Source organism: Streptomyces sp. P5F9 (genome assembly GCF_057961495.1).
Genome location: NZ_JBXVPZ010000149.1, coordinates 1 through 20,657 on the forward strand (window position 1 = coordinate 1; position 20,657 = coordinate 20,657).

Sequence of the window (20,657 nt, forward strand, 5' to 3'; positions counted from 1 at the left end):
AGGTCAGGGACGCTGAGCGGGCGGGAGGTGGGGCCGGGAGAGTTGCGGGCGCGGCTCGCCGGCGTGGACCGGGTGTGGATCGTCGCGCAGTCGAATCTGCTGCCCTCGCGCTGGGTGCCCGGAGACCCGACCGACCGGGTCAAACTCGACGTCGTGGACGGGGAGTTCGCGCGAAGACAGCAGTTCGTACGAGGGCGAGTGAAGCTGGCCCTCTACATCCGCCGGATGCCCCCACAGTCAATGCAGTCAATGCAGCCGGTGTCCGCGCCTACGCCTCATCCAACGTCGCCGAATCCAACGCCCCCGTGAGCTGATCGAGCCGCTCCCGCAGCGCACGGATCTCATCGATGTCGAACCCCGTCGCACCGAGGATCCGCCGCGGCACCTCCACCGCCCGCTCGCGCAGCGCGACCCCCTCATCGGTGAGCCGCACCTCCACCGAGCGTTCGTCGCGGACGCTGCGCTCACGCCGTACCAGACCGGCCGTCTCCAGCCGCTTGAGCAGCGGGGACAGCGTGCCGGAGTCGAGTCGCAGGTGTTCGCCGAGCTTCTTGACGGGCAGCTCGCCGTGCTCCCACAGCACCAGCATCACCAGGTACTGCGGATACGTGAGCCCGAGGTCCTTGAGGAGCACGCGGTAGACGCCGCCGAAAGCGCGCGACGCCGCGTTCAGGGAGAAGCAGATCTGCTGGTCGAGGCGGAGCCAGTCGGTGCTGGGAGCGTCGGCGGGAGTGGTGGTCATGCATCCAGGATAGCGCTAGCGGACCATTTAGTTGTGGACAATTGAATTGTGTGCTCTACTTATCGTCGTGAGGCGGTCCGGACACCCGGGCCGGCCACCCCCGTAAAGACTTCCGAGAGGGATGGTTTCCATGGACGCGATCTACACCGCCGTAGCCACCGCCACCCACGGCCGCGACGGCCGCGCGGTCAGCAACGACGGCAAGATCGACCTTCAGCTCGGCATTCCGGTCGAGATGGGCGGCAACGGCCAGGGCACCAACCCTGAGCAGCTCTTCGCCGCCGGTTACGCCGCCTGTTTCGGCAGCGCCCTCGGCCTTGTCGGCCGGCAGGCGAAGGTCGACGTCACCGACGCGGCCGTGACCGCCGAGGTCGGCATCGGCAAGCAGGGCGAGGGCTTCGGCCTCAAGGTGACCCTGCGCGTCGAGCTCCCCGACACCGTGGACGAGGCGACCGGCCGCAAGCTGGTCGAGACCGCCCACCAGGTCTGCCCCTACTCGAACGCCACCCGCGGCAACATCGAGGTCGACCTCGTCATCGAGTAGTCACTCAGTCACTACGACGTTTCTACGGCCCCGGCGACGAGCGCTGATCACCTCGTCGCCGGGGCCGTCGGCGTGCCCCGCGTCACCTCGCCGCGCGATCCCGTTCCCCAACGCCCTGCCCCGGCACCGGAGTTGGCACAGGCGAACCCACAAACGCCTTCCCCCGCACCGCGCTCTCCAGCAACAACGGCACTCCTACCACCGGCAACAGCCACACCAGCACGATCAACCGCCCACCCCACACACTGATATCGGGATGCGCGGCCTGCGTGAGAACCCCCGTGAACGCGGCCCCGATCAGGAACACCCCGAACGCCGGCCGCCGCACCGCACCCCACACCCCCGCACCCAGCGCGGCCGCGAGCATCGGCTGCCACAACTGTTGCCGCGTCCACTCCACCCAGAAGTCCGCTTCCAGGTGCAGGAATTCGGGCCACAGGCGCGTGCGGTCGGGGCGGGCGTAGTGATCGGTGAGTAGATCCTGGAGGCTGTCGGTCTGGGACGGATAATGGAGGGCACTGGCCAGAACAAGCGTGCCCAGTGCGGCAGTTGACCCCAACGCCGCGACCGCCACCAGCGCCCGCCCCGGAGCCCGCCCACGCCGCATTCGCCCTACGGCGACCAGCGCGCCCGCACCGGCCAGGCACAGCCCGAGGAACAGGGACTGCGAGTGCTTGACGGTGAAGAGGAGCACCAACGAACTACCCACCAGGGCGAGTCCGCCGCGTGTCCGCCGCCCGTTCAGCACCAGCGCGCAGCCCCACACCGCCGCCAGTGTCAGGGCCGTCATCAGCCCCTCGGTCATCGGCCGCATCGAGGTCGTCCCGCACGGCAGGACGTAGTAGAGGGCCTGCCCGGTCAGCGCGAGCGGCACAGACACGGACAACGTGCGCAGGATCAGGAAAACAAGGATCCCGCCCCCGACCGTGAGGACGACACTCGCCGACCACATCCCCCAGACGGGACCGAGCAGCGTCACGAACGGCACCAGGAACACCGGGTATCCGGGCCGCACTTCGAAGATCCGCATGAACCGTTCCGATGTGAACGGCGTGATGAACCCGCCCGTCTGCCCGGCCCGCAGCCGCGCGTTCACCCCCCGCCACTCCGCGTCCCGGCACTTCTTCGCGACCCGCGCGGCGGGATCCTTGCCGTGGAAGTTCAGCGGGTTCACGCTCTGTTCGCGCCGCGCGTTCTCCCCCTTGCTCGCGCAGCTGTAGTCGATGGCGACGGCCGCGGCCTCGCGCTCGCTCGCACCGCGCAGACTCATCGCGTACGACAGGTAGTTCTTCGTGTCGGGGGTCGCCCGCCCGGTGACATTGGCGAGTTGGAGCACCGCGAACACGGCGGCCAGCACCAGCACCCAGGTACGCGGCCTCATGAGGACGCCAACTGGTCGTGACCGGCGGCGGGTGAGGGGACCCGCCCACCGGATTCGGTCTGCGGCAGCCAGTCGACGTCACCGAGAAGCAGCGTCCGGACGACCCTCTCGGCGGCCCTACCGTCGTCGAACTCGCAGTACCGCGACCGGAATTCGGCCCGCAGCCGCGTCGAGTCCTCGTCCCGCCAGGCGCCCGACGCGAACAGCCACGCCAACTCCCGGTAGGAACCGGACACATGGCCCGGTGGAGCGGCGGTGACGTCGAAGTAGGTGCCCCGGCTGGCCGCGTACGCCTCCCGGTCGTCGGCGTGCAGCACGATCGGCCGGTCGAGGTTGGCGTAGTCGAACATCAGGGCCGAGTAGTCGGTGACGAGCGCGTCGGACGCCAACATGACGTCCTCCACGGAGGGTTCGTCGGTCGCGTCGACCAGAACACCGCGCCGGTGCAGGTCCGCGAGGCCCATCCCGCGCGCCGGACCGGTCGCGAGGGACGGATGCAGGCGTACGACGAGGGTGTGCTCCGGGCCGAGGTCCTCGGCGAACCGGGCCAGGTCAAGCCGGTCGACATGCCCGCCCCGGACGTACTCACGACGGGTCGGCGCGTACAGCACGACGGTGTTCCCGGCGGGGATACCGAGCCGCTCCCGAACTTCCGCCCCCGCTCCCGGTGTTGCGCCGACGAGGACGTCGTTGCGCGGGCTCCCCGTCCGCGCCGACGCGAAGTGACACGGATACGCCCGTTCCCACACCAGCTCCGAGTGCCGGTTGGCGACGAGGCTGTGGTCCCAGCGGTCGGCGCGGCGCAGCATCTGCGGTACGTCGACGCCGTAGCGGGCGCCGGGCTTGTCCAGCAGGTCGGCCGCCATGTACTTGAGCGGGGTGCCCTGATGAGTGTGGATGTGGACGCTGCCGGGGCGTTTGGCGAGGGTGCCGGGCCAGTTGACGTTGTTCACGAAGTACTGGGCCCGCGCGGTGACTTGGCGGTACCGCAGGGTGTCGAGGAGAACGTGCTCGACGTCCGGCGGCAGCAGCGCGGCCTGTTCGGCGTCGCGTACGACCCACACGCCCCGGAGGTGCGGGGCGATCTCCCGCGCCTTGTAGTAGACGGCGGCCGGGTCGCCGAGGACCCCGCGGTGCGAAAACGCCGAGTACACCACGAGGTTGGGGTCGAGTGACCGGCGCGCGTGCAGCGCGCCCCAGCCGCCCTTGACGCGTCCGGCCGCCGACTTGCGTGCCTGCACCGCCCGGCGTTCCAGCTGCCGCCCGGCGCGCCCCGCCTGCCGCCGCACGCGGTACAGCGCGTAACTGCCTTCCAGGGCACGGACTTCGGCGTCCACCTCCACGCCCGCCGGCTTGTGCTTGCGGAACAACTCGGCCGTACGGCGGAAGAACTCGGCCTTGTCGGACGGAGGAAGCCGGTCCGGCTTGGCGAGGATGTCGAGACAGTGCTCGCCCATCTTGCGGTGCAGGTACGGCAGCCAACTCGCCAGTTCCGGGCGGGAGTCGACGAACGCGAAGACCCGCTCGTACTGGTCGTGGATGTCGAAGTGCTTGCGGCTGGTGGTGGACAGGATGTTGCCCTGACGGCGCTGCCGGTAGTTCAGGCAGATCCGGTCGAGGGTGGCGATCCGCTCGGCGCTGAGCAGCACCGGGAACGTCCAGGGTGTGTCCTCGTAGTAGCCCGGCGGGAACTCGAAGGCGTGCTTGTGCACGAACTCCCGGCGGTACACCTTGTTCCACACGACCATCAACAGGTCGAGGATCTCCGGGTGTTCGGCGACCGTGAAGGTGTCGCCGACCTCCGTCAGGACGTGCGCGAGGACGTTGCGCCGGGTGCCGCCCCACCAGTAGGTGCGCGCGTAGTCGAAGACCAGGACGTCCGGGTCGCCGCTCGCGTCGAGCCGGTCGGCCATCGCGCGCAGGGCACCTGGGGTGAGGGTGTCGTCGCTGTCGAGGAAGAAGAGGAAGTCGCCGGTGGCCAGGGGCATTCCGGCGTTGCGGGCGCGGCCGAGGCCGACGTTCTCCGGCAGATGCAGCACCTGTACGCGCGGGTCGCGGGCCGCGTACTCGTCGAGGATCGCGCCGCAGCCATCCGGCGAGCAGTCGTTCACGGCGATCACCTCGATGTCCCGGTAGGACTGCTCCAGAACCGAGTCGAGGCACTCGCGCAGAAAGCCCTGCACCTTGAAGACGGGGACGATGACGCTGAAGCGGGGCACTTCGGGTTCAGCTCCTTACGAGGGTGGCGGCGGGGGCCGGGACGCGCTCCGCGAGCGGGATCACGGGCGGAACCGTCTCCGGCGGCTCACCGAGGAACACCCGGCGCACGACCCGCTCGGCGGCCAGTCCGTCGTCGAACTCGCAGAAACGGGACCGGAATTCGGCCCTCAGAGCCGTGGACTCGGGCCCCGCGTACGAGCCGTCGCGGAACACCTGCGCCAGCTCCTCGGGCGTGCGGGCGACAGGGCCTGGCGGCGCCTCCATGAGGTCGAAGTAGACGCCCCGCGTCTCCCGGTAGACCTCCCAGTCGTCGGCGTACACGACGATCGGCCGGTCCAGGTTGGCGTAGTCGAACATGATCGACGAGTAGTCCGTGACCAGCACGTCGGCGGCCAGGCACACGTCCTCGGAGGAGCGGTGCCCGGTCACGTCGATGATCCGGCCGCTGCTCTTGGCGCGGCCCTGGTCGTAGAAGTAGTGGGCGCGCAGCAGCACGACCACGTCCTCGCCGGCCGCCGCGCAGAAGGCCTCCAGGTCGAGTCCGGTGTCGAAGCCGGTCTGGTAGTCGCGGTGGGTGGGCGCGTAAAGGACGGCCGTCTTGCCCTCCGGGATTCCCAACTCCCGCCGCACACGGGCAACTTCATCGGCGGTCGCCGTGTAGTAGACGTCGTTGCGCGGATAGCCGTACTCCAACGCCTCGTACGAGCCCGGGAAGGCGCGCTCCCACATCTGGGTGGAGTGGCGGTTGGAGGAGATGTTGTAGTCCCAACGGTCCACCCGGCCAAGGAGTTTGGCGAAGCTGCCGGTCGCCGCTGCCACCACCGGGTACGTCGACTGGTCCACGCCCATCTTCTTCAGCGGGGTCCCGTGCTGCGTCTGGACGTGCACGCTGCCGGGCCGCTTGACGACGCCCTCCGCGAAGTTGGCGTTGTTCACCAGGTACTTGGCGCGCGCCAGCACCTCCCAGTACTTCCGGCTGCCGATGACGGCGTGCTCGACGCCCTTCGGTACGGCGTCCACCGCGTCCGGCTCGACCAGGAACACCGAGCGGATGTGCGGGGCGAGTTCGCTCGTCTTCGCGTGGATCGCGGCCGGGCTGCACGCGTAGCCCCGGCCCCAATAGGCGCAGTAGACAGCCAGGTTGGGGTCGAGCGGGCGGCGCAGGTCGAGGGCGTAGCGCAGGCGGGTGCGGAGCATCCGGGGGCGCGGGACCCGCTCGGCCGCGCCCGACGCCGACCTGTTGGCGCCGCGCAGGGCCTTGAACGCCGTGTACGCACCCGAGGCCAGCAGCCGGTGCTGCACCCCCAGACTCCCGCCCGGCGTACGGAAGTCGGCGGGCCGGTGCCTGCGGTAGAGCCGCCCGGCCCGGCGGAAGAAGGCGCGGTGCCCGGAGGGGAGCCGTTCGGGCCGGGAGGCGGTCTTCAGTACCACCGCGAAGAGCTGCTCGAACAGCGCCTGCGACCGCCCGGGAGTCAGACCTTGCGACGCGTCGAGCACCAACTCCACTTGGTCCAGGAGCTGATGGTGGTGCTCGCCCGGCAGGTTGAGCCGGCTGCCCTGCCTCCGGAGGAGATGCCGTACGACGACGGAGCGCAGCACGGCCACCCGCTCGGCGGCGACGGTGACCAGGCCGCCCCAGCCCAGGTCCGTGAACTGGCCGTCCGGGAAGGTGAGTTGGTGGTCGGTGAGGAAGGCGCGGCGGTAGGCCGCGCTCCACGCCGGGAGCTGTACGCCCGTCAACTGCGGTGCCTGGGAGGGGGAGAAGGCGCCCGTCGGGGTCTTCGCGAGCAGCGGGGCGGCTGGGTTGGTGGGCTCGCCCTCCCACCACGGGGTCCGTTCGTGCTCGAAGTACAGGACGTCCACGTCACCGGTCTTTGTCAGCCGGGCGTCCAGTGCGGCCAGCGCGCCCGCGGTGAGGGTGTCGTCGCCGTCCAGGAACAGGACGTAGGCGCCGGTCGCCGCCCGCAGACCGGTGTTGCGGGCCCCGCTCAGGCCTGCGGAGGGTGGGGAGTTGACCGGGGCCACCCGGGAGTCCCGTCCGGCGTGGCCGGTGGCGACGTCAGCGGCCGGGGAGCCGGGGGCGTCGCAGACCGGGATCAGCTCGAAGTCGCCGTAGGACTGCGCGAGGACCGAGTCCAGGGCCAGGGACAGCCGGCCGGCGACCCCGTGGGACGGGACGATGATGCTGAAGCGGGGCATTCTGTTCTTTCTCCAGTGGTCCGGAGGGGAGGTTCCGGGTCAGTGCGCGCGGCGGCCGGGGCGCCCGGTCGGACGCCAGGTGGACGGCCGGGTCGGGGTCGGGCGCGAGGGGCTTGAGGGCATGCGAACTCCCCGGTGTGGGAACGGCGTTCAGAGGCGGTCGGTGACGGGCTGGGACGCCGTGGGCTGCGGCACGGTGGCGAGGGGGGAGTGCGTGCGGCTCGCGGCGGCCGACGGGACCGGGTGGCGGTCTGCGAGCGGGACGACCGGGGGGAGGTCGCTCTCACCCAACACCACGTGGCGTACGACCCGTTCGGCGGCGCGGCCGTCGTCGTAGGGGCAGAAGCGCTCGCGGAACGCGGTGCGGAGTTGGGCCGAGCGGGAGCCGCGCCAGTGGTCGGTCGCGAAGATGTCGATCAGTTCGTCCTCGCTGCGGGCGACCGCGCCCGGTGGGAAGGCGCGCAGGTCGAAGTAGGTGCCGCGGGCCGCCTCGTAGGCCTCCCAGTCGTCGGCGTGGATGACGATCGGGCGGTCGAGGTTGGCATAGTCGAACATCAGGGACGAGTAGTCGGTGACCAGCGCGTCCGAGGCCAGGCACAACGACTCGACGCTGGGGTGGTCGGTGACGTCGATGATCCGGCCGCCGGACGCGGGGGCGAGGGGGCCCTCGTGCCAGTAGTGGGCGCGGGCCAGCACGACGAAGCGCGGGCCGAGGCGGCGCAGGACGCGGTCGAGGTCGAGGTGGGCGCGCTGAACGCGGCGGTAGTCGCGGTGAGTCGGGGCGTAGAGGAGGGCGATCGTGTCCTGGGGGATGCCCAGGGACTCGCGCAGCCGGTGCACGTCGGCCGAAGTCGCCTGCTGGAACACGTCGTTGCGGGGATAGCCGTAGGTGAGCGTCGTGTAGCTGCCGGGGTAGACGCGCTCCCAGGTCAGGGTGGTGTGGCGGTTGGCGGACAGGACGTGGTCCCACTTGTCGACGCCCTTGAGGAGTTCGGCGAAGTCCATGTCCCGTGCCGCGGCCGGGCGTTCCTGGAGGTCGAGGCCCATGTGCTTGAGCGGGGTGCCGTGTTGGGTCTGGATCATGACCTGGCCGGGGCGCTTGACCAGCCTGCGGTCGAAGTTGACGTTGTTCACCAGGTACTTGGAGCGGGCCAGCGCCGTCCAGTAGGAGGCGGTGTCCGGGCGCAGCCTGCGGGTGGCCGCCGGGATCGTGTGGTGGTGCTCGGGGCGGGCGATCCACGCCGTGCGGATGTGCGGGGCGTGGGTGCGGAACGCGCTCTCCAGCGCGCCCGGGTTGCAGCTGTGGCCGCGTCCCCAGTAGGCGGCGAACACCGCGCGATTCCTCAGCGGGAGCCGGAGTTGGACCCGGTAGTGGAGTTGGAGGATCGCTGCCCTGAGTGCGCGCAGGGCCTTCGCGGTGAGCTTGACCGTGCTGCGGCGCCAGCTCATCGCCGCCTGCAAGGTGCGGAACGTGCGGTGGACGCCGAAGTGGACGAGCGTGTGGCGCATGCGGGTGCGCAGCGGGACCGGGGTGCCGGGGATGCGGTAACGGCGATAGTGGGCACGGGCCTTGCGCAGGAACTCGGCGCGGGTGCCGCGCGGGAGGCGGTCGGGCTTGGTGAACACCGTCGTGAGGTGGTCGACCATGCGGCGGAACAACACCGGCCGCCACTGGGCGAGTTCGGGGCGCGCGTCGACGAACGCGAAGACACGGTCGTACTGGTCGAAGACGTCGAAGTGGCAACGGCTGGTGGTGCCGAGGATGTTGCCCTGGCGGCGCTGGCGGTAGTGGACGCAGACCCGGTCGAGGGTCGCGATCGTCTCCGCGGCCATCAGGACCGGGTAGGTCCACGGGGTGTCCTCGTAGTAGCCGGGCGGGAAGGCGAAGCCCTCGCGCTCGACGAACTCCCGTCGGTACGCCTTGTTCCAGGCCACCATGATGACCCGGAGGAGCCCGGGGCGGTCCTCCAGCCGGAAGGGCGCCGGGCCCCGTTCGGTGAGCTGGGCGGCGACCTTGTTGCGGCGGGTCTCGCCCGACCAGAAGGTGCGCGCGTAGTCGAAGACGAGGACGTCCGGCTCGCCGGTCTCCTTCAAGCGGTCGGCGATCGCCCGCAACGCGTCGGGCGTGAGCGTGTCGTCGCTGTCGAGGAAGACGAGATAGTCGCCGGTCGCCTGTTCCAGACCGGCGTTGCGGGCGCGGCCGAGGCCCTGGTTCTCGGGGAGATGGACCGCGCGCACCCGGGCGTCGCGGGCCGCGAACTCGTCGATGATCGCGCCGCAGGCGTCCGGCGAGCAGTCGTCGACCGCGATCAGCTCAAGATCGGGGTACGACTGGGAGAGCACCGATTCCAGGCATTCGTGCAGGTACGCCTGCACCTTGTACGCGGGGACAATGACACTGAACCTGGGCAAGGGACATCCATGGGTCGGTCGGCGCGGGCGTTCTGCCCGGGAACGGCCGATGGAGTGACTTGGTTACGGCGCGTACGGCATACGGGGGACGCACGGTGAACGAAAAGGGGCGGGCCGGTGACGGCCCACCCCTTCGAACTATGTGCCGTTTGCGGCTATTTGACCGCGCCCGCCATCACGCCGGACACGAACTGCCGCTGGAACGCGAAGAACACGGCCAGCGGGATCACCATGGAGATGAACGCACCGGGTGCCAGCACGTCGATGTTGTTGCCGAACTGGCGTACCTGCGTCTGTAGTGCGACCGTGATCGGCTGGGTGCTCGACTTGGTGAACACCAGCGCGACCAGCATGTCGTTCCACACCCACAGGAACTGGAAGATGCCCAGGCTCGCGATCGCGGGCCCGCCCAGCGGCATCACGACCCGCGCGAACAGCCGCAGTTCGCCCGCGCCGTCCAGCCGTGCCGCCTCCAGGAGTTCGCGCGGGATCTCCGCGAAGAAGTTCCGCAGCAGGAACACCGCGAACGGCAGCCCGTAGCCCACATGGAAGAGGATCACCCCGAAGATGGTCCCGAACAGGCCGATCTTTCCGAAGAGTTCGGCGATCGGGATCAGCGCGACCTGCACCGGCACGACCAACAGGCTGACCACGCCCAGGAACCACCAGTCGCGGCCCGGGAACTCCATCCACGCGAACGCGTAGCCCGCGAGCGAGCCGATCACCACGACCAGGATCGTCGCCGGGACCGTGATCAGGACGGTGTTCCACAGCGAGTTGGTGATGTCGCTGTTCTCCAGCAGCGTCTTGTAGCTGTGGAAGGTGAGTTGGGACGGCTGGCTGAAGACCTTCCACCAGCCGCTCGCGCTCATGTCCTCCGGCGAGCGCAGTGAGGACAGCAGCAGTCCGATCGTCGGCACCAGCCAGAACAGGCCGACGACGATCAGGAACACCCGGACCAGGCCCCCGCTCGCCGCCGCCGCGAGCCGCCCACCGAGCGACTCCCGCGCCTTGACGACCTCAACTGGCCCGGTTTTACCGAGACTTCCGGCATCGGTCGTCATCGCCTGACCTCCCGCCTGAGCCGACGCACGTTGAACAGCATCACCGGGATCACCAGCAGCAGCAGGAACACCGAGATCGCGCTGGCGATCCCCGGCTGGTCCTCCGAGAAGCCCTTCCGGTACAGCTCCAGGGCCAGCACGTTCGCGTCGTCCTGCGAGGAGCCCGGGGCGATGATGAAGACCAGGTCGAAGATCTTCAGCACGTTGATCATCAGCGTGACGGCGACGACCGCGAGCACCGGCGCCAGCAGCGGCACCGTGACCCGCCGGAACACCTGCCACTCGTTGGCCCCGTCGACCCGCGCCGCCTCCAGCAACTCCCTTGGTACGCCCGCGAGTCCGGCCGCGATCAGCACCATCGCGAACCCGGCCCACATCCACACGTACGACCCGATGATGGCCGGCGTCACCAACGACGGGCCCAGCCACTCCACTCCGTTGTACGGCTGCTTGAAGTTGCCTGCCGGGAGCCGGAGTTGGGCCCCGTCGGCCTTGGCGGGCAGGGTGAAGGTGCCGTCGCCGGAGGCCTTCGTCGAGGCGACCACCCTGCCGTCCTTGACTGCCTCGATCCTCATCCCGCCGTAGCCGAGTTCGGACGGGTCGACCCCGCCGAGCTTGCCGACGCCCTTGCCGCGGGTGAAGTCCTGCCAGGTCGTGCCGGTGATCTTTCCTGGTTCGGCCTTCGCGGCTACGGCCTTCTTGGCGCTGTCGGGCATCTGGTCGGGGGCGACGCCGACCAGTGGGAGCGTGACGGTCTGGCCGGTGTGGACCGTCGTACTGGTGATGAAGCCGCCGTGGTCCGCCTTGAGCGGCGACTCGCGGCCCGGGTGGGCGTTGGGGAACGCCGACGACGAGACGAACGTGTCGTGGATGCCCACCCAGACCGCGTTGGCGACGCCCTTGTGCGGGTCCTGGTCGTAGACGAGGCGGAAGATGATGCCGGCGGCCAGCATCGAGATCGCCATCGGCATGAAGACGACCAGCTTGAACGCCGTTCCCCAGCGCACCCGTTCGGTCAGCACCGCGAAGATCAGGCCGAGGGCGGTGGCGACCGTCGGCGCGAAGATCACCCAGATGACGTTGTTCTTCAGGGCGGTACGGATGCCGTCGTCGGTGAACAGGGCCTTGTAGTTGTCGAAACCGGCGAAGCCGTCGCCGGCCTGGTTGCCGAAGCTGCGGACCAGCGAGTACCCGATCGGGTAGACCACGAGCGCGCCGAGCAGCACCAGGGCGGGCAGCAGGAACAGCACTGCCACGGTCCTGCGGGTGCCGGTCACGCTCTTGCGACCGCGGGGAGGGACGGAGGCCCCGGAGGCCTCCGCCGCTGCCGATGCCATCTCGGGATCAGCTCCCGCTCGCGTACGCCGCCGCCGCGTCCTTCTCCAACTGGGCCTGCGTGCCCGCGACATCCGTCGGGTTCTTCAGGAAGTCCTGGAGGTCCTTCCACTCGCCCTTGCCCGGTGTACCGCCGAAGGACTGCGGGGCCTGGTCGGACATGTCGAAGCGGAAGTCGTCACCGGCCGCGATCAGCGCCTTGGCGATCGTCCGCTGCACCGCGTTCGGGTACGCCGAGTCCGGCACGTTCTTGTTGGGGGAGAGGTAGCCGCCGAGTTTGGCCTGGATCGTCGCCGCGTCCGGGGATGCGAGGAACGTCGCCAGCGCCTGGGCCGCCTTGGAGTCCTTCAGGATGACGGCCGCGTCGCCGCCGGAGACCACGGGCGCGGTGGAGCCGACCGCCGGGAACGGGAACACCTTCGCGTCGGTTCCCACCTTCGCCTTGGTCTCGCCGATGTTGACCTGCACGAAGTCGCCCTCGTAGACCATCGCGGACTTCGGCTGGTCGCCGCCGTTGAAGGTCTGGGTGACGGATGCGGGGAACTCGGTCTGGAGCGCGCCGTTCTGACCGCCCGCGATGTAGGCCTTCTTGCCCCAGATCTGGGCGAGCGTGGTGAGGGCCTGCTTGACGGAGGGATCCGTCCACTTGATCTTGTGCTGGGCGAGTTCGTCGTACTTCTCCGGGCCGGCCTGCGACAGATACACGTTCTCGAACCAGTCCGTCAGCGGCCAGCCGTCCGCGCCCGCGACCGAGAACGGGGTGACTCCGGAGTCGTAGACCGTCTGCGCGGTCGTCAGCAACTCCTGCCAGGTCTTGGGCTCCTTGGCGCCCGCGTTCGCGAAGACCTTGGCGTTGTACCAGATCAGCGACTTGTTGGCGGCCTTGTAATAGACGCCGTACTGCTTGCCGTCGACCTTGCCGATGTCCTGCCAGCCCTGCGAGTAGTTCTTCTGCAACTCCGCGAGCGCGTCGGCGCCGAGGGGCTTGGCCCACTTCTTGTCGACGGCCTGCTTGATGGCGCCGGGCTGCGGGAGCATCGCGACGTCCGGCGGCTGGCCGCCCGCGATCTTCGAGCCGAGGAAGTTGATGATCGGGTCCTGGGCGGGCACGAAGGTGACCTTGGCCCCCGTGCGCTTCTCGAACTCCGAGAGAACCGCCTTGAAGTTCTTCTGCTCCGCACCCGTCCACACGGCGGCCACTTCAAGGCTCGCGCCGTTCAGTTTCGGGAGGGTGACCGTCCCGGCGGTCTGCGAGGGACTGCTGGATTTACTGTCGTCGCTCTTGTCGCCGCCGCCTCCACAGGCGGCGAGCGAGAGCGTCAGTGCTCCCGCGGCGACAACTGCCGCTGTACGTACGGTTGTGCGTGTCCGGTGGGTGCTGCTCGTGCTGCGCATCACTGCCCCGTTCTTCGTTCCTCGTCGAACGCTCGAACGCTTCCGTGCGCACTGGTCTACGCCCGGTACTTGAACGCGGCAAGATGGCGTCCGCTGTCAAGTACGGGATCGTGATTGTGTCGTGACGTGGGGTTGTGTGGGCAGCCTGTGGACGATCAGAGGAGCGACGGCACCTCCGCCGCGGACACTGAGCGCGTGGCCCGCTCCAGCGCGCTGGCCAGGAGCGCCAAGTCCGTTGGCCCGTTGCCGAGTTCGCGGACGGGGCGGCGGGCCGGGGGATCGCCCATGCGCTGCCACTCCAGCGGCACGACCGTGGGGCGGAGCGTCGCCGTACGCGGGATACGGCCCGTCACGCGGCCACCCTGGAAGGGGGTCGCCCGGCCGTCCGGCAAGGTCAACCGGCCACGCCCCGGGGCGGGTTCGTCCGGTCCCTGGGTCGTCGCGTCGAGGGTGACGCGGAGGGTGAGGTGCCGCGCGGGTTCGGTCTCGGACGTACGCGCCTCCACGGCGGCCGCCGCCACCAGGTGCACGCCGAGCCGCTCGCCCTCGCGGGCCACCGCCTCCAGCGCGCGTATCACCGAGCCGGCCGCGGGACGCCCGGGGGAGCCGAGCGGGGGTCTCACCAGCGCGTCCAGATCGTCGACCACCACGACGAGCCGGGGCAACGGCGGTGCCGCCTCGGTCTGTTGACGAGCGGCAGCCGACGGGCGCAGCCGGATCGTCGAACTCGTCGGGGACTCCAGATCCCCGGCACCGGACGTGCCGCGCTGGGCGATGATCCGCCCCGACACCTCGTGCCGCGAGTGCCATTCGACGAAGCCGACCCGGCCCAGCAACTCGGCCCGCCGCTTCAGCTCGGCGCTCAGCGACTGCGCGAACTCCCGCATGCGCACAGGGTCGTTGGCGGTGAGATGGGTGGTGACATGCGGTACGTCCGTGCAGACCCGCAGGCCCTCGCCGTGCCCGCCTCCCCCAGAGGGGGTACCCCCAGCGCCGACGCTGTCCCGCCCGTCCATCAACACGATGCCGAGCCTGTCCGGGCGCTCGGCGGCGGCGAGGGACGCGACGACCGCCCGCAGCAGCTCCGTACGGCCACTGCCCGGCGGGCCCTCGATCAGCAGATGCGGGCCCTCGGAGGCGAGATCCGCGGTGACCGGCCCGCGCGGACCGGCCCCGAGCACCGCCCAGGCCCGCCCGCCGACGGCGTCCTTGTCGTCACCGGCATCCGCCCAACGCGTCAGCAGCGACGCCGGGGTGGCCCGCGCCAGCCCCAACTCGTCCAGCAACCGCGCCGATTGGGGCAACGGCGCCGACACACGCGCGTGCCGCTCGTTCGCGGGCCCGTCCACCCTGAGCGGCGCGAGCGCCCGCGCGAACCGCTCGGCCCACGCGAGGGACACCGCGTCCACGGCGGCGATGGTGCCGTTGCCCACGGGGCCGGGGCCGGAGGAGTCGAGGTCGTTCTGGCCGGGGCCTGCCTGGTCGGGGCGAGACGCCTCCGTGCCGGGGCGTGACGGCTCCGTACGGGGAGGTGACGCGCCTGTGCCGGGCCGGGACGCCTCCGTACCGGACTGTGCTGCTCCTGTACCGGACCGTGCCGCTTCTGTGCCGGGTCGCGACGCTCCCGCACCGGGTCGCGTCACCCCCGGACCACCGTGCGCGACCCGCAACAGCCGTAGCGCCGTGGCGACATCACCGCTCAGCAGGGCGACCGCCCCGCACTCCCGGAACGTCGGCGCCGCCGCGCAGGCCGCCTCGTAGGTCTCCGCCACGGGGGACACGGGCGAGGCCGCTTCCGTCTCGGCCAGGCACACGACGTGGATACCGGCCCGGGGCCCGTCGTGGGCCAGCCGCGCCACCGCCTCGCGCACATCGGCCCCACCGGGATCACCGTCCACCACGAGCACGGTGTACGGCCCCACGAAACCGTCCGCCGAGCCGTCACCGTCGTCGGTGCGGGCCCAGGCGGGGCGGTGGGCGGCGCCGCGGAGGGAATCGGCGGAGGAGCCGGAGGGCCGGGGCCGGGTGGCGCCGGAGGCCGGGTCGTCGGAGGTGCCGGAGCGGTGGTGGTGGGCGTCGTCGGTGGTGTTGTACGTGGTCGGGGTGCCAGAGATGCCAGAGGTGCCCGTCGCCCCGCGCTGCTGACGGTCGTCGGCCGTGTGCCGTGCGGCGGCACTCAACTGGCCTTCTGCTGAACCGTGTTGTGAGGCGAGTGAACCGTGTGGCGCGGTGCTGCCCGACCGCCCCTCCGCCGAGCCGCGCTGCGCCCCGATGCCCGGAGTACGACGGCCGGAGGTGCCGGAGGCGACGCTCGGCCGACCCGTACCGCGCGCGTCCATGGCGTGGTCCTCAAGCCGCCGCAGCAACTCGTCCGTCCGGGCCGTCGCCTGTTCCCGGTCGTAGGCCAGCAGCAGGCGGCAGTCCTGGCCGTGCCCGGGGCGCAGGTGCGGCAGCCAGCCGAGCCAGGACCACTCGGCGGTGCGCTCGGCCACCGTACGCGCGCGGTCCGTGCTGATCAGCACGATCTCCAGGGCGTCGGGGGAGTGCAGCGCGGCGAGCTGGGCCACCACCGCGCGGGCCAGCCCCGAGAGCCGTGCGCGCGGACCGGCCAGGCCCAGCGCGCCGACCTCGCGCAGCCCGGAGGTCACCGGCACCGCGGGCAGCAGCGCCGAGCCGTCCGGTGTCGCCCGGTCCGCCGTGCCGAGCCGCACCGTGAGCGCCTCGGGGTGCCCCGGGGCGCGCTCCCACAGGCGGGGTCCCGGACCCAGGGCGGTGAGCAGCAGGGCCGCCGGGTCGGGCCAGGTGTCCGGTTGCTGGAGGACGACGGGCGGGGGCTGCACGCTCTCGTCGGCGGCCTCCTCGTCGTACGACGACTCGGGGCCCTCGGCCGTCGACTCGCCGCGGCCACCCGTCAGGCGCCGTGCCCACTTGCCGATGCCGCCGCGCCTGCGCACGCCCTGCGGTACGTCGGTGCCCCGGAGAGGGGTGCCCTTGCGTCCGCTGTGGGCGTCGGTGTCGTCGTACGGGGGGATGCGGGAGGTCGTCGTAGGCGCGGAGAACACGTCCTCGGCGCCCTCCGGCCGCTCGTCGCCGAGAGGCTCGCCGAACACGCCGAAGCGGCCCGCGTGGGTGTCGCCGCCCTCGTGGTCGACGCGGTGCTCGATGCTCGGGGCGCCTGCCTGGCTCGGGACCACGAGGGGTTCGCTGCGCGGGCCGGCCGGGGTGCCGGGGGACACGCGCACGTGGCCCTCGCCGTCGGGGGCCGTCTCGGCGCGCGCTCCCGGGCCGCCGGACGGGGTCAGCCGTAGCGCCGACTCACCGATACGGAGCAGCGCGCCGGGGGCGAAGCGCACCGGGCGGGTGCCCACGCGCGTGCCCGCCAGGGTCGTGCCGTTCGTCGAGCCCAGGTCGGCGACCGAGACGCGGCCCCCGGGGTCGACCGTCACCGCGCAGTGCAGCCGGGAGACGTCCGGGTCGTCCAGCGGGACGTCGGCGTCGGCGGAGCGGCCGATGTGGATCTGGCCGCCGTGCAGGAGGTGCACCCCGCCCGCGTCCGGGCCCGCGACCACATGGAGCTGGGTCGGGGCGTCGTCCAGCTCGGGATGGGCCTCGGGCTCGGCGGGGGCGCCCAGGGACAGCACCGCGCCGTCCGTCAGCGGCGGCTCGCCGAGGGTGCAGCGCTGGGTGTCGAGGCGCTCCACGCCCGCGTACAGCACGATCGGGCCGCCGGACTCACGGCTCCGCTCGGACTGCGACGCGGCCGCGTCGGCGGAGACCGCCGAGGCCAGCGCGGACGCCACCGCGGCCAGGGCCGTGCCGGCGGGCGCGGTGACCAGCACATCGCAACTCGCGGAGCGGCCCCGCGGCTGCGCGGGCGGCCCCAACGGGTCTACGACGGTCAGCCGGATCTGCATCGCCGTCAGCGGTCCCTTCTGCCCGGGCACGGAATATTCCCCCACCCCGCGCGAGCACATCGGCCAGTACTGCACGCATCCTCGCACCTGCCACTGACAACTCGCCCGGGGCCCGGTAGCAAGTGATCTTGATTGGTCAGCTCTGTCCCCAAAAGTGCCTGACCAGTGCCGTACCGGTGATCGGGTGAGACCGGTCATGTCCGCCTTCGGTGACCATTGGGGCAACCGGGAGACCGGGGAGAGCGTCTTTCCTTCGAACATGTACGGCGATGCTTACGTAGGTAGCCGCAAGAGGGGCGGCACTACAGTGGACCGGAACACAGGCAAGCAGCAGGGAGCGCAGACGTGCGGCCGGTAGGCAGCAAGTACCTCCTGGAGGAGCCACTCGGACGCGGCGCCACGGGCACCGTCTGGCGGGCCCGCCAGCGGGAGACCGCGGGCGCCGAGGCAGCCGTACAGGGCCAGCCCGGCGAGACCGTCGCGATCAAGGTCCTCAAGGAAGAACTCGCGAGCGATCCCGACATCGTGATGCGGTTCCTGCGCGAGCGCTCGGTCCTGCTGCGTCTGACCCACCCGAACATCGTCCGGGTCCGCGACCTGGTCGTCGAGGGTGACCTCCTGGCGCTCGTCATGGACCTCGTCGAGGGCCCCGACCTGCACCACTATCTCCGCGAGAACGGCCCCTTCAGCCCCGTCGGCGCAGCCCTGCTCACCGCGCAGATCGCCGACGCGCTGGCCGCCAGCCACGCCGACGGCGTCGTCCACCGCGACCTGAAGCCGGCGAACGTCCTGCTCAAACAGGGCGGCGGCCAGATGTACCCGCTGCTCACCGACTTCGGCATCGCCCGCCTCGCCGACTCCCCGGGCCTGACCCGCACGCAGGAGTTCGTCGGCACGCCCGCGTACATCGCGCCGGAGTCCGCCGAGGGCCGCCCGCAGACCTCCGCCGTGGACATCTACGGCGCCGGCATCCTGCTGTACGAGCTGGTCACCGGCCACCCGCCGTTCTCCGGCGGCTCCGCCCTCGAAGTCCTCCACCAGCACCTCAGCGCCGAACCGCGCCGCCCCTCGACGGTCCCCGACCCCCTGTGGACGGTCATCGAGCGCTGCCTGCGCAAGAACCCGGACGAGCGGCCCAGCGCCGAGAACCTCGCGCGCGGCCTGCGCGTCGTCGCCGAGGGCGTCGGCGTGCACGCGAACTCCGCGCAGATCGCCGCCGCCGAGAGCGTCGGCAGGCTGCTGGCCCCCGACCCGGCCCCCGCAGCCGTACCGGGCGTGCCCGGCGCCGCCGACCCGACGCAGGTCCTGTCGCACAGCGCGGGCGCCTACGACCCGAACGCGGCGACCAGCGTCCTCCCGCACACCAGCGGCCCGGTGGGCGCCGCCGACCCGACCACCGTGATGCCGAACCGAGGCGCGGCCGACCCGACCACGGTCATGCCGCAGAACCAGGCCGGGCAGTACGGCCAGCAGAACCAGCAGAACCAGTCCGGCGCCGGCCCCGAGCAGCCGCACCCCTGGCAGAACCAGCTGCGCGCCGCCCGCGACCGCAACGAACAGACGCAGTACCAGCCCTACCTCGACCCGGGCGAGGATCCGCTGCGCCGCCGTCCCCAGCGCCAGGTCTCCCACCCGCAGCAGCAACCCCGCCAGGCCGCCCCGCAGCGCCCGCAGCAGCGGCCGCCGCAGCGTCAGCAACCGCAGCAGCAGGGCGGCGGCTACGGCCAGCCGCAGCAGCACCAGCCGCAGCAGTACGCCCCGCCGAGCCGCCAGCAGCCCCAGCGGCCGCCGGAGCCCGCGCGGGAGCCCCGCCAGTCGCGGCAGCGCAGCGCCAACCCGATGAAGATTCCCGGACTCGGCTGCCTCAAGGGCTGCCTTTTCACGGTCGTCCTGCTCTTCGTCGCGGGCTGGCTGGTCTGGGAGCTGACCCCGCTTCAGGACTGGATCGGCACGGGCAGGAGCTACTGGCACGAGATCAGCCACGTCGCCGGACAGGTGAGCAGCTGGGTCAAGGACCTGAGTTCCGCGACCGGCAACTGACCCCTGAAAAGCCCAAGTCGGACGCCGGGTTGGGGATTTGTCGACACCCAGTGGGTGATTTCCGCCTCCGCGGTGAAGGTTGGCTCATCTGACGCGTAGTTTTAACGACAACACGCGTCTGGTAGGAGCAGCCTTGGCACGGAAGATCGGCAGCCGGTACACCGCCAACCAGATCCTGGGGCGGGGCAGTGCCGGCACGGTGTGGCTGGGCGAGGGACCCGAGGGTCCCGTCGCCGTCAAGCTGCTGCGCGAGGACCTCGCGTCCGACCAGGAACTCGTCGGCCGCTTCGTGCAGGAGCGCACGGCCCTGCTCGGCCTGGAGCACCCGAACATCGTGTCCGTACGGGACCTGGTCGTCGACGGGAACGACCTCGCCCTCGTCATGGACCTGGTCCGGGGCACGGATCTGCGCACCCGCCTCGACCGCGAACGCCGGCTCTCCCCCGAGGCGGCGGTCGCGATCGTCGCCGACATCGCGGACGGACTCGCGGCGGCCCACGCGGCCGGCGTCGTCCACCGGGACGTCAAACCGGAGAACGTCCTCCTCGACATGCAGGGCCCGCTCGGCCCCGGCGGCGCGCACCCCGCCCTGCTGACCGACTTCGGGGTCGCCAAGCTCATCGACTCCCCGCGCCGCACCCGCGCCACGAAGATCATCGGCACGCCCGACTACCTCGCCCCCGAGATCGTCGAGGGCCTGCCCCCGCGCGCGGCCGTCGACATCTACGCCCTGGCGACCGTCCTGTACGAACTCCTCGCCGGCTTCACCCCGTTCGGCGGCGGCCACCCCGGCGCGGTCCTACGGCGGCACGTCACCGAGACCGTCGTACCGCTGCCCGGGATCCCCGACGAGCTGTGGCAGCTGATGGTCCAGTGCCTGGCCAAGGCCCCGGCCTCCCGCCTGCGCGCCTCCGAACTCGCCGCCCGCCTCCGCGAACAACTGCCCCTGCTGGCCGGCATGCCCCCGCTGGACGTCGACGAGCCGGACACCGAGCAGGAGGAAGCGGAGCAGGAGGAGACCCCGGCGGCCACGCCCGCGCGCGGCGAGCGGGTACGCCGCGGCGCCGTACCGCTGGTACCGGGCGCCAAGCCCGCCGACTCCAACCGGGACACCCATACGTCGATGCGGGTCCCAGCGCCTGACGAGCTGGCGGGCGGACCGCGCGGGACGGCACGCGCCCCGCGCCCTGCGGGTGCCCCGCGCCCCGGCTCGGCCCGGCACCGGGCGGCGACGCGACGCCGGCGGCTGACGCTGGCGGCGGCGGGGGTGGTGCTGGTCGCGGCGGTCGGGGTCGGTACGTGGGCGGCGACGTCGGGCGACTCCGGCGGGGACTCCCCGGACACGAAGAACTCGGCACCGGCTTCGCCGTAAGGGTCCTTCGTTTCTCGCCCCCGCCGCCCCTACCCGTCC

Annotated in this window: 12 protein-coding genes and 1 pseudogene; 4 read left to right on the forward strand and 9 right to left on the reverse strand. The window is 71.3% G+C overall.

Annotated features, from left to right (window positions below; translation table 11 throughout):
• Positions 1-309 (forward strand): annotated as a pseudogene (locus tag AC31A1_RS23580) (glycosyltransferase family 39 protein); the annotation flags it as partial.
• Here the strand turns inward: AC31A1_RS23580 and AC31A1_RS23585 are convergent.
• Positions 269-742, reverse strand: a complete 474-nt coding sequence (locus AC31A1_RS23585; protein WP_489655221.1) for a MarR family winged helix-turn-helix transcriptional regulator — start codon at positions 740-742, stop codon at positions 269-271. The pseudogene AC31A1_RS23580 and the gene AC31A1_RS23585 overlap by 41 nt on opposite strands.
• 130 nt (positions 743-872) lie before the next feature.
• Between AC31A1_RS23585 and AC31A1_RS23590 the strand changes: the two genes are divergently transcribed.
• Complete coding sequence (locus AC31A1_RS23590; protein ID WP_019056748.1) at positions 873-1,286, forward strand: organic hydroperoxide resistance protein; 414 nt, start codon at positions 873-875, stop codon at positions 1,284-1,286.
• An 82-nt stretch (positions 1,287-1,368) separates the two neighbouring features.
• Here the strand turns inward: AC31A1_RS23590 and AC31A1_RS23595 are convergent, their stop codons facing one another.
• The 8 genes from AC31A1_RS23595 to AC31A1_RS23630 all read right to left on the reverse strand — a co-directional run bounded on the left by AC31A1_RS23595 (position 1,369) and on the right by AC31A1_RS23630 (position 17,206).
• Positions 1,369-2,667, reverse strand: coding sequence for a hypothetical protein (locus tag AC31A1_RS23595; RefSeq protein WP_489655222.1), 1,299 nt, complete (start codon positions 2,665-2,667; stop codon positions 1,369-1,371).
• Entirely contained in the window at positions 2,664-4,886 is a 2,223-nt protein-coding gene (locus AC31A1_RS23600; RefSeq protein WP_489655223.1) for a bifunctional glycosyltransferase/CDP-glycerol:glycerophosphate glycerophosphotransferase, read from the reverse strand. The genes AC31A1_RS23595 and AC31A1_RS23600 overlap by 4 nt, the downstream gene beginning before the upstream one ends.
• Positions 4,887-4,893: 7 nt before the next feature.
• Positions 4,894-7,086, reverse strand: a complete 2,193-nt coding sequence (locus AC31A1_RS23605; protein WP_489655224.1) for a bifunctional glycosyltransferase/CDP-glycerol:glycerophosphate glycerophosphotransferase — start codon at positions 7,084-7,086, stop codon at positions 4,894-4,896.
• A 150-nt stretch (positions 7,087-7,236) separates the two neighbouring features.
• Positions 7,237-9,498, reverse strand: a complete 2,262-nt coding sequence (locus tag AC31A1_RS23610) for a bifunctional glycosyltransferase/CDP-glycerol:glycerophosphate glycerophosphotransferase (RefSeq protein ID WP_489655225.1) — start codon at positions 9,496-9,498, stop codon at positions 7,237-7,239.
• Positions 9,499-9,653: 155 nt separating this feature from the next.
• Positions 9,654-10,562, reverse strand: a complete 909-nt coding sequence (locus AC31A1_RS23615) for a carbohydrate ABC transporter permease (RefSeq protein WP_489655226.1) — start codon at positions 10,560-10,562, stop codon at positions 9,654-9,656.
• Entirely contained in the window at positions 10,559-11,899 is a 1,341-nt protein-coding gene (locus tag AC31A1_RS23620; protein ID WP_489655227.1) for a carbohydrate ABC transporter permease, read from the reverse strand. The genes AC31A1_RS23615 and AC31A1_RS23620 overlap by 4 nt, the downstream gene beginning before the upstream one ends.
• Positions 11,900-11,906: 7 nt before the next feature.
• Entirely contained in the window at positions 11,907-13,292 is a 1,386-nt protein-coding gene (locus tag AC31A1_RS23625) for an ABC transporter substrate-binding protein (RefSeq protein ID WP_489655228.1), read from the reverse strand.
• Positions 13,293-13,447: 155 nt separating this feature from the next.
• On the reverse strand, positions 13,448-17,206 hold the full coding sequence (locus tag AC31A1_RS23630; protein ID WP_489655231.1) for an FHA domain-containing protein: 3,759 nt from the start codon (positions 17,204-17,206) through the stop codon (positions 13,448-13,450).
• A 345-nt stretch (positions 17,207-17,551) separates the two neighbouring features.
• On the opposite strand from AC31A1_RS23630, the gene AC31A1_RS23635 reads away from it, so the two are divergent.
• Together AC31A1_RS23635 and AC31A1_RS23640 are read left to right on the forward strand one after the other, a co-directional pair.
• Positions 17,552-19,246: a serine/threonine-protein kinase gene (locus AC31A1_RS23635; RefSeq protein ID WP_489655229.1), complete on the forward strand. Its 1,695-nt coding sequence runs from the start codon at positions 17,552-17,554 to the stop codon at positions 19,244-19,246.
• Between the two features lie 133 nt (positions 19,247-19,379).
• On the forward strand, positions 19,380-20,618 hold the full coding sequence (locus AC31A1_RS23640; protein WP_489655230.1) for a serine/threonine-protein kinase: 1,239 nt from the start codon (positions 19,380-19,382) through the stop codon (positions 20,616-20,618).
• The last annotated feature ends 39 nt before the right edge of the window (positions 20,619-20,657 follow it).

Excerpts from the sequence above, each read along its gene's own strand:
- AC31A1_RS23625 (WP_489655228.1), bottom strand. The coding sequence starts at position 13,292 with ATGCGCAGCACGAGCAGCACCCACCGGACACGCACAACCGTACGTACA.
- AC31A1_RS23630 (WP_489655231.1), bottom strand. The coding sequence starts at position 17,206 with ATGCAGATCCGGCTGACCGTCGTAGACCCGTTGGGGCCGCCCGCGCAG.
- AC31A1_RS23585 (WP_489655221.1), bottom strand. The coding sequence starts at position 742 with ATGACCACCACTCCCGCCGACGCTCCCAGCACCGACTGGCTCCGCCTC.
- AC31A1_RS23615 (WP_489655226.1), bottom strand. The coding sequence starts at position 10,562 with ATGACGACCGATGCCGGAAGTCTCGGTAAAACCGGGCCAGTTGAGGTC.
- AC31A1_RS23595 (WP_489655222.1), bottom strand. The coding sequence starts at position 2,667 with ATGAGGCCGCGTACCTGGGTGCTGGTGCTGGCCGCCGTGTTCGCGGTG.
- AC31A1_RS23620 (WP_489655227.1), bottom strand. The coding sequence starts at position 11,899 with ATGGCATCGGCAGCGGCGGAGGCCTCCGGGGCCTCCGTCCCTCCCCGC.
- AC31A1_RS23605 (WP_489655224.1), bottom strand. The coding sequence starts at position 7,086 with ATGCCCCGCTTCAGCATCATCGTCCCGTCCCACGGGGTCGCCGGCCGG.
- AC31A1_RS23590 (WP_019056748.1), top strand. The coding sequence starts at position 873 with ATGGACGCGATCTACACCGCCGTAGCCACCGCCACCCACGGCCGCGAC.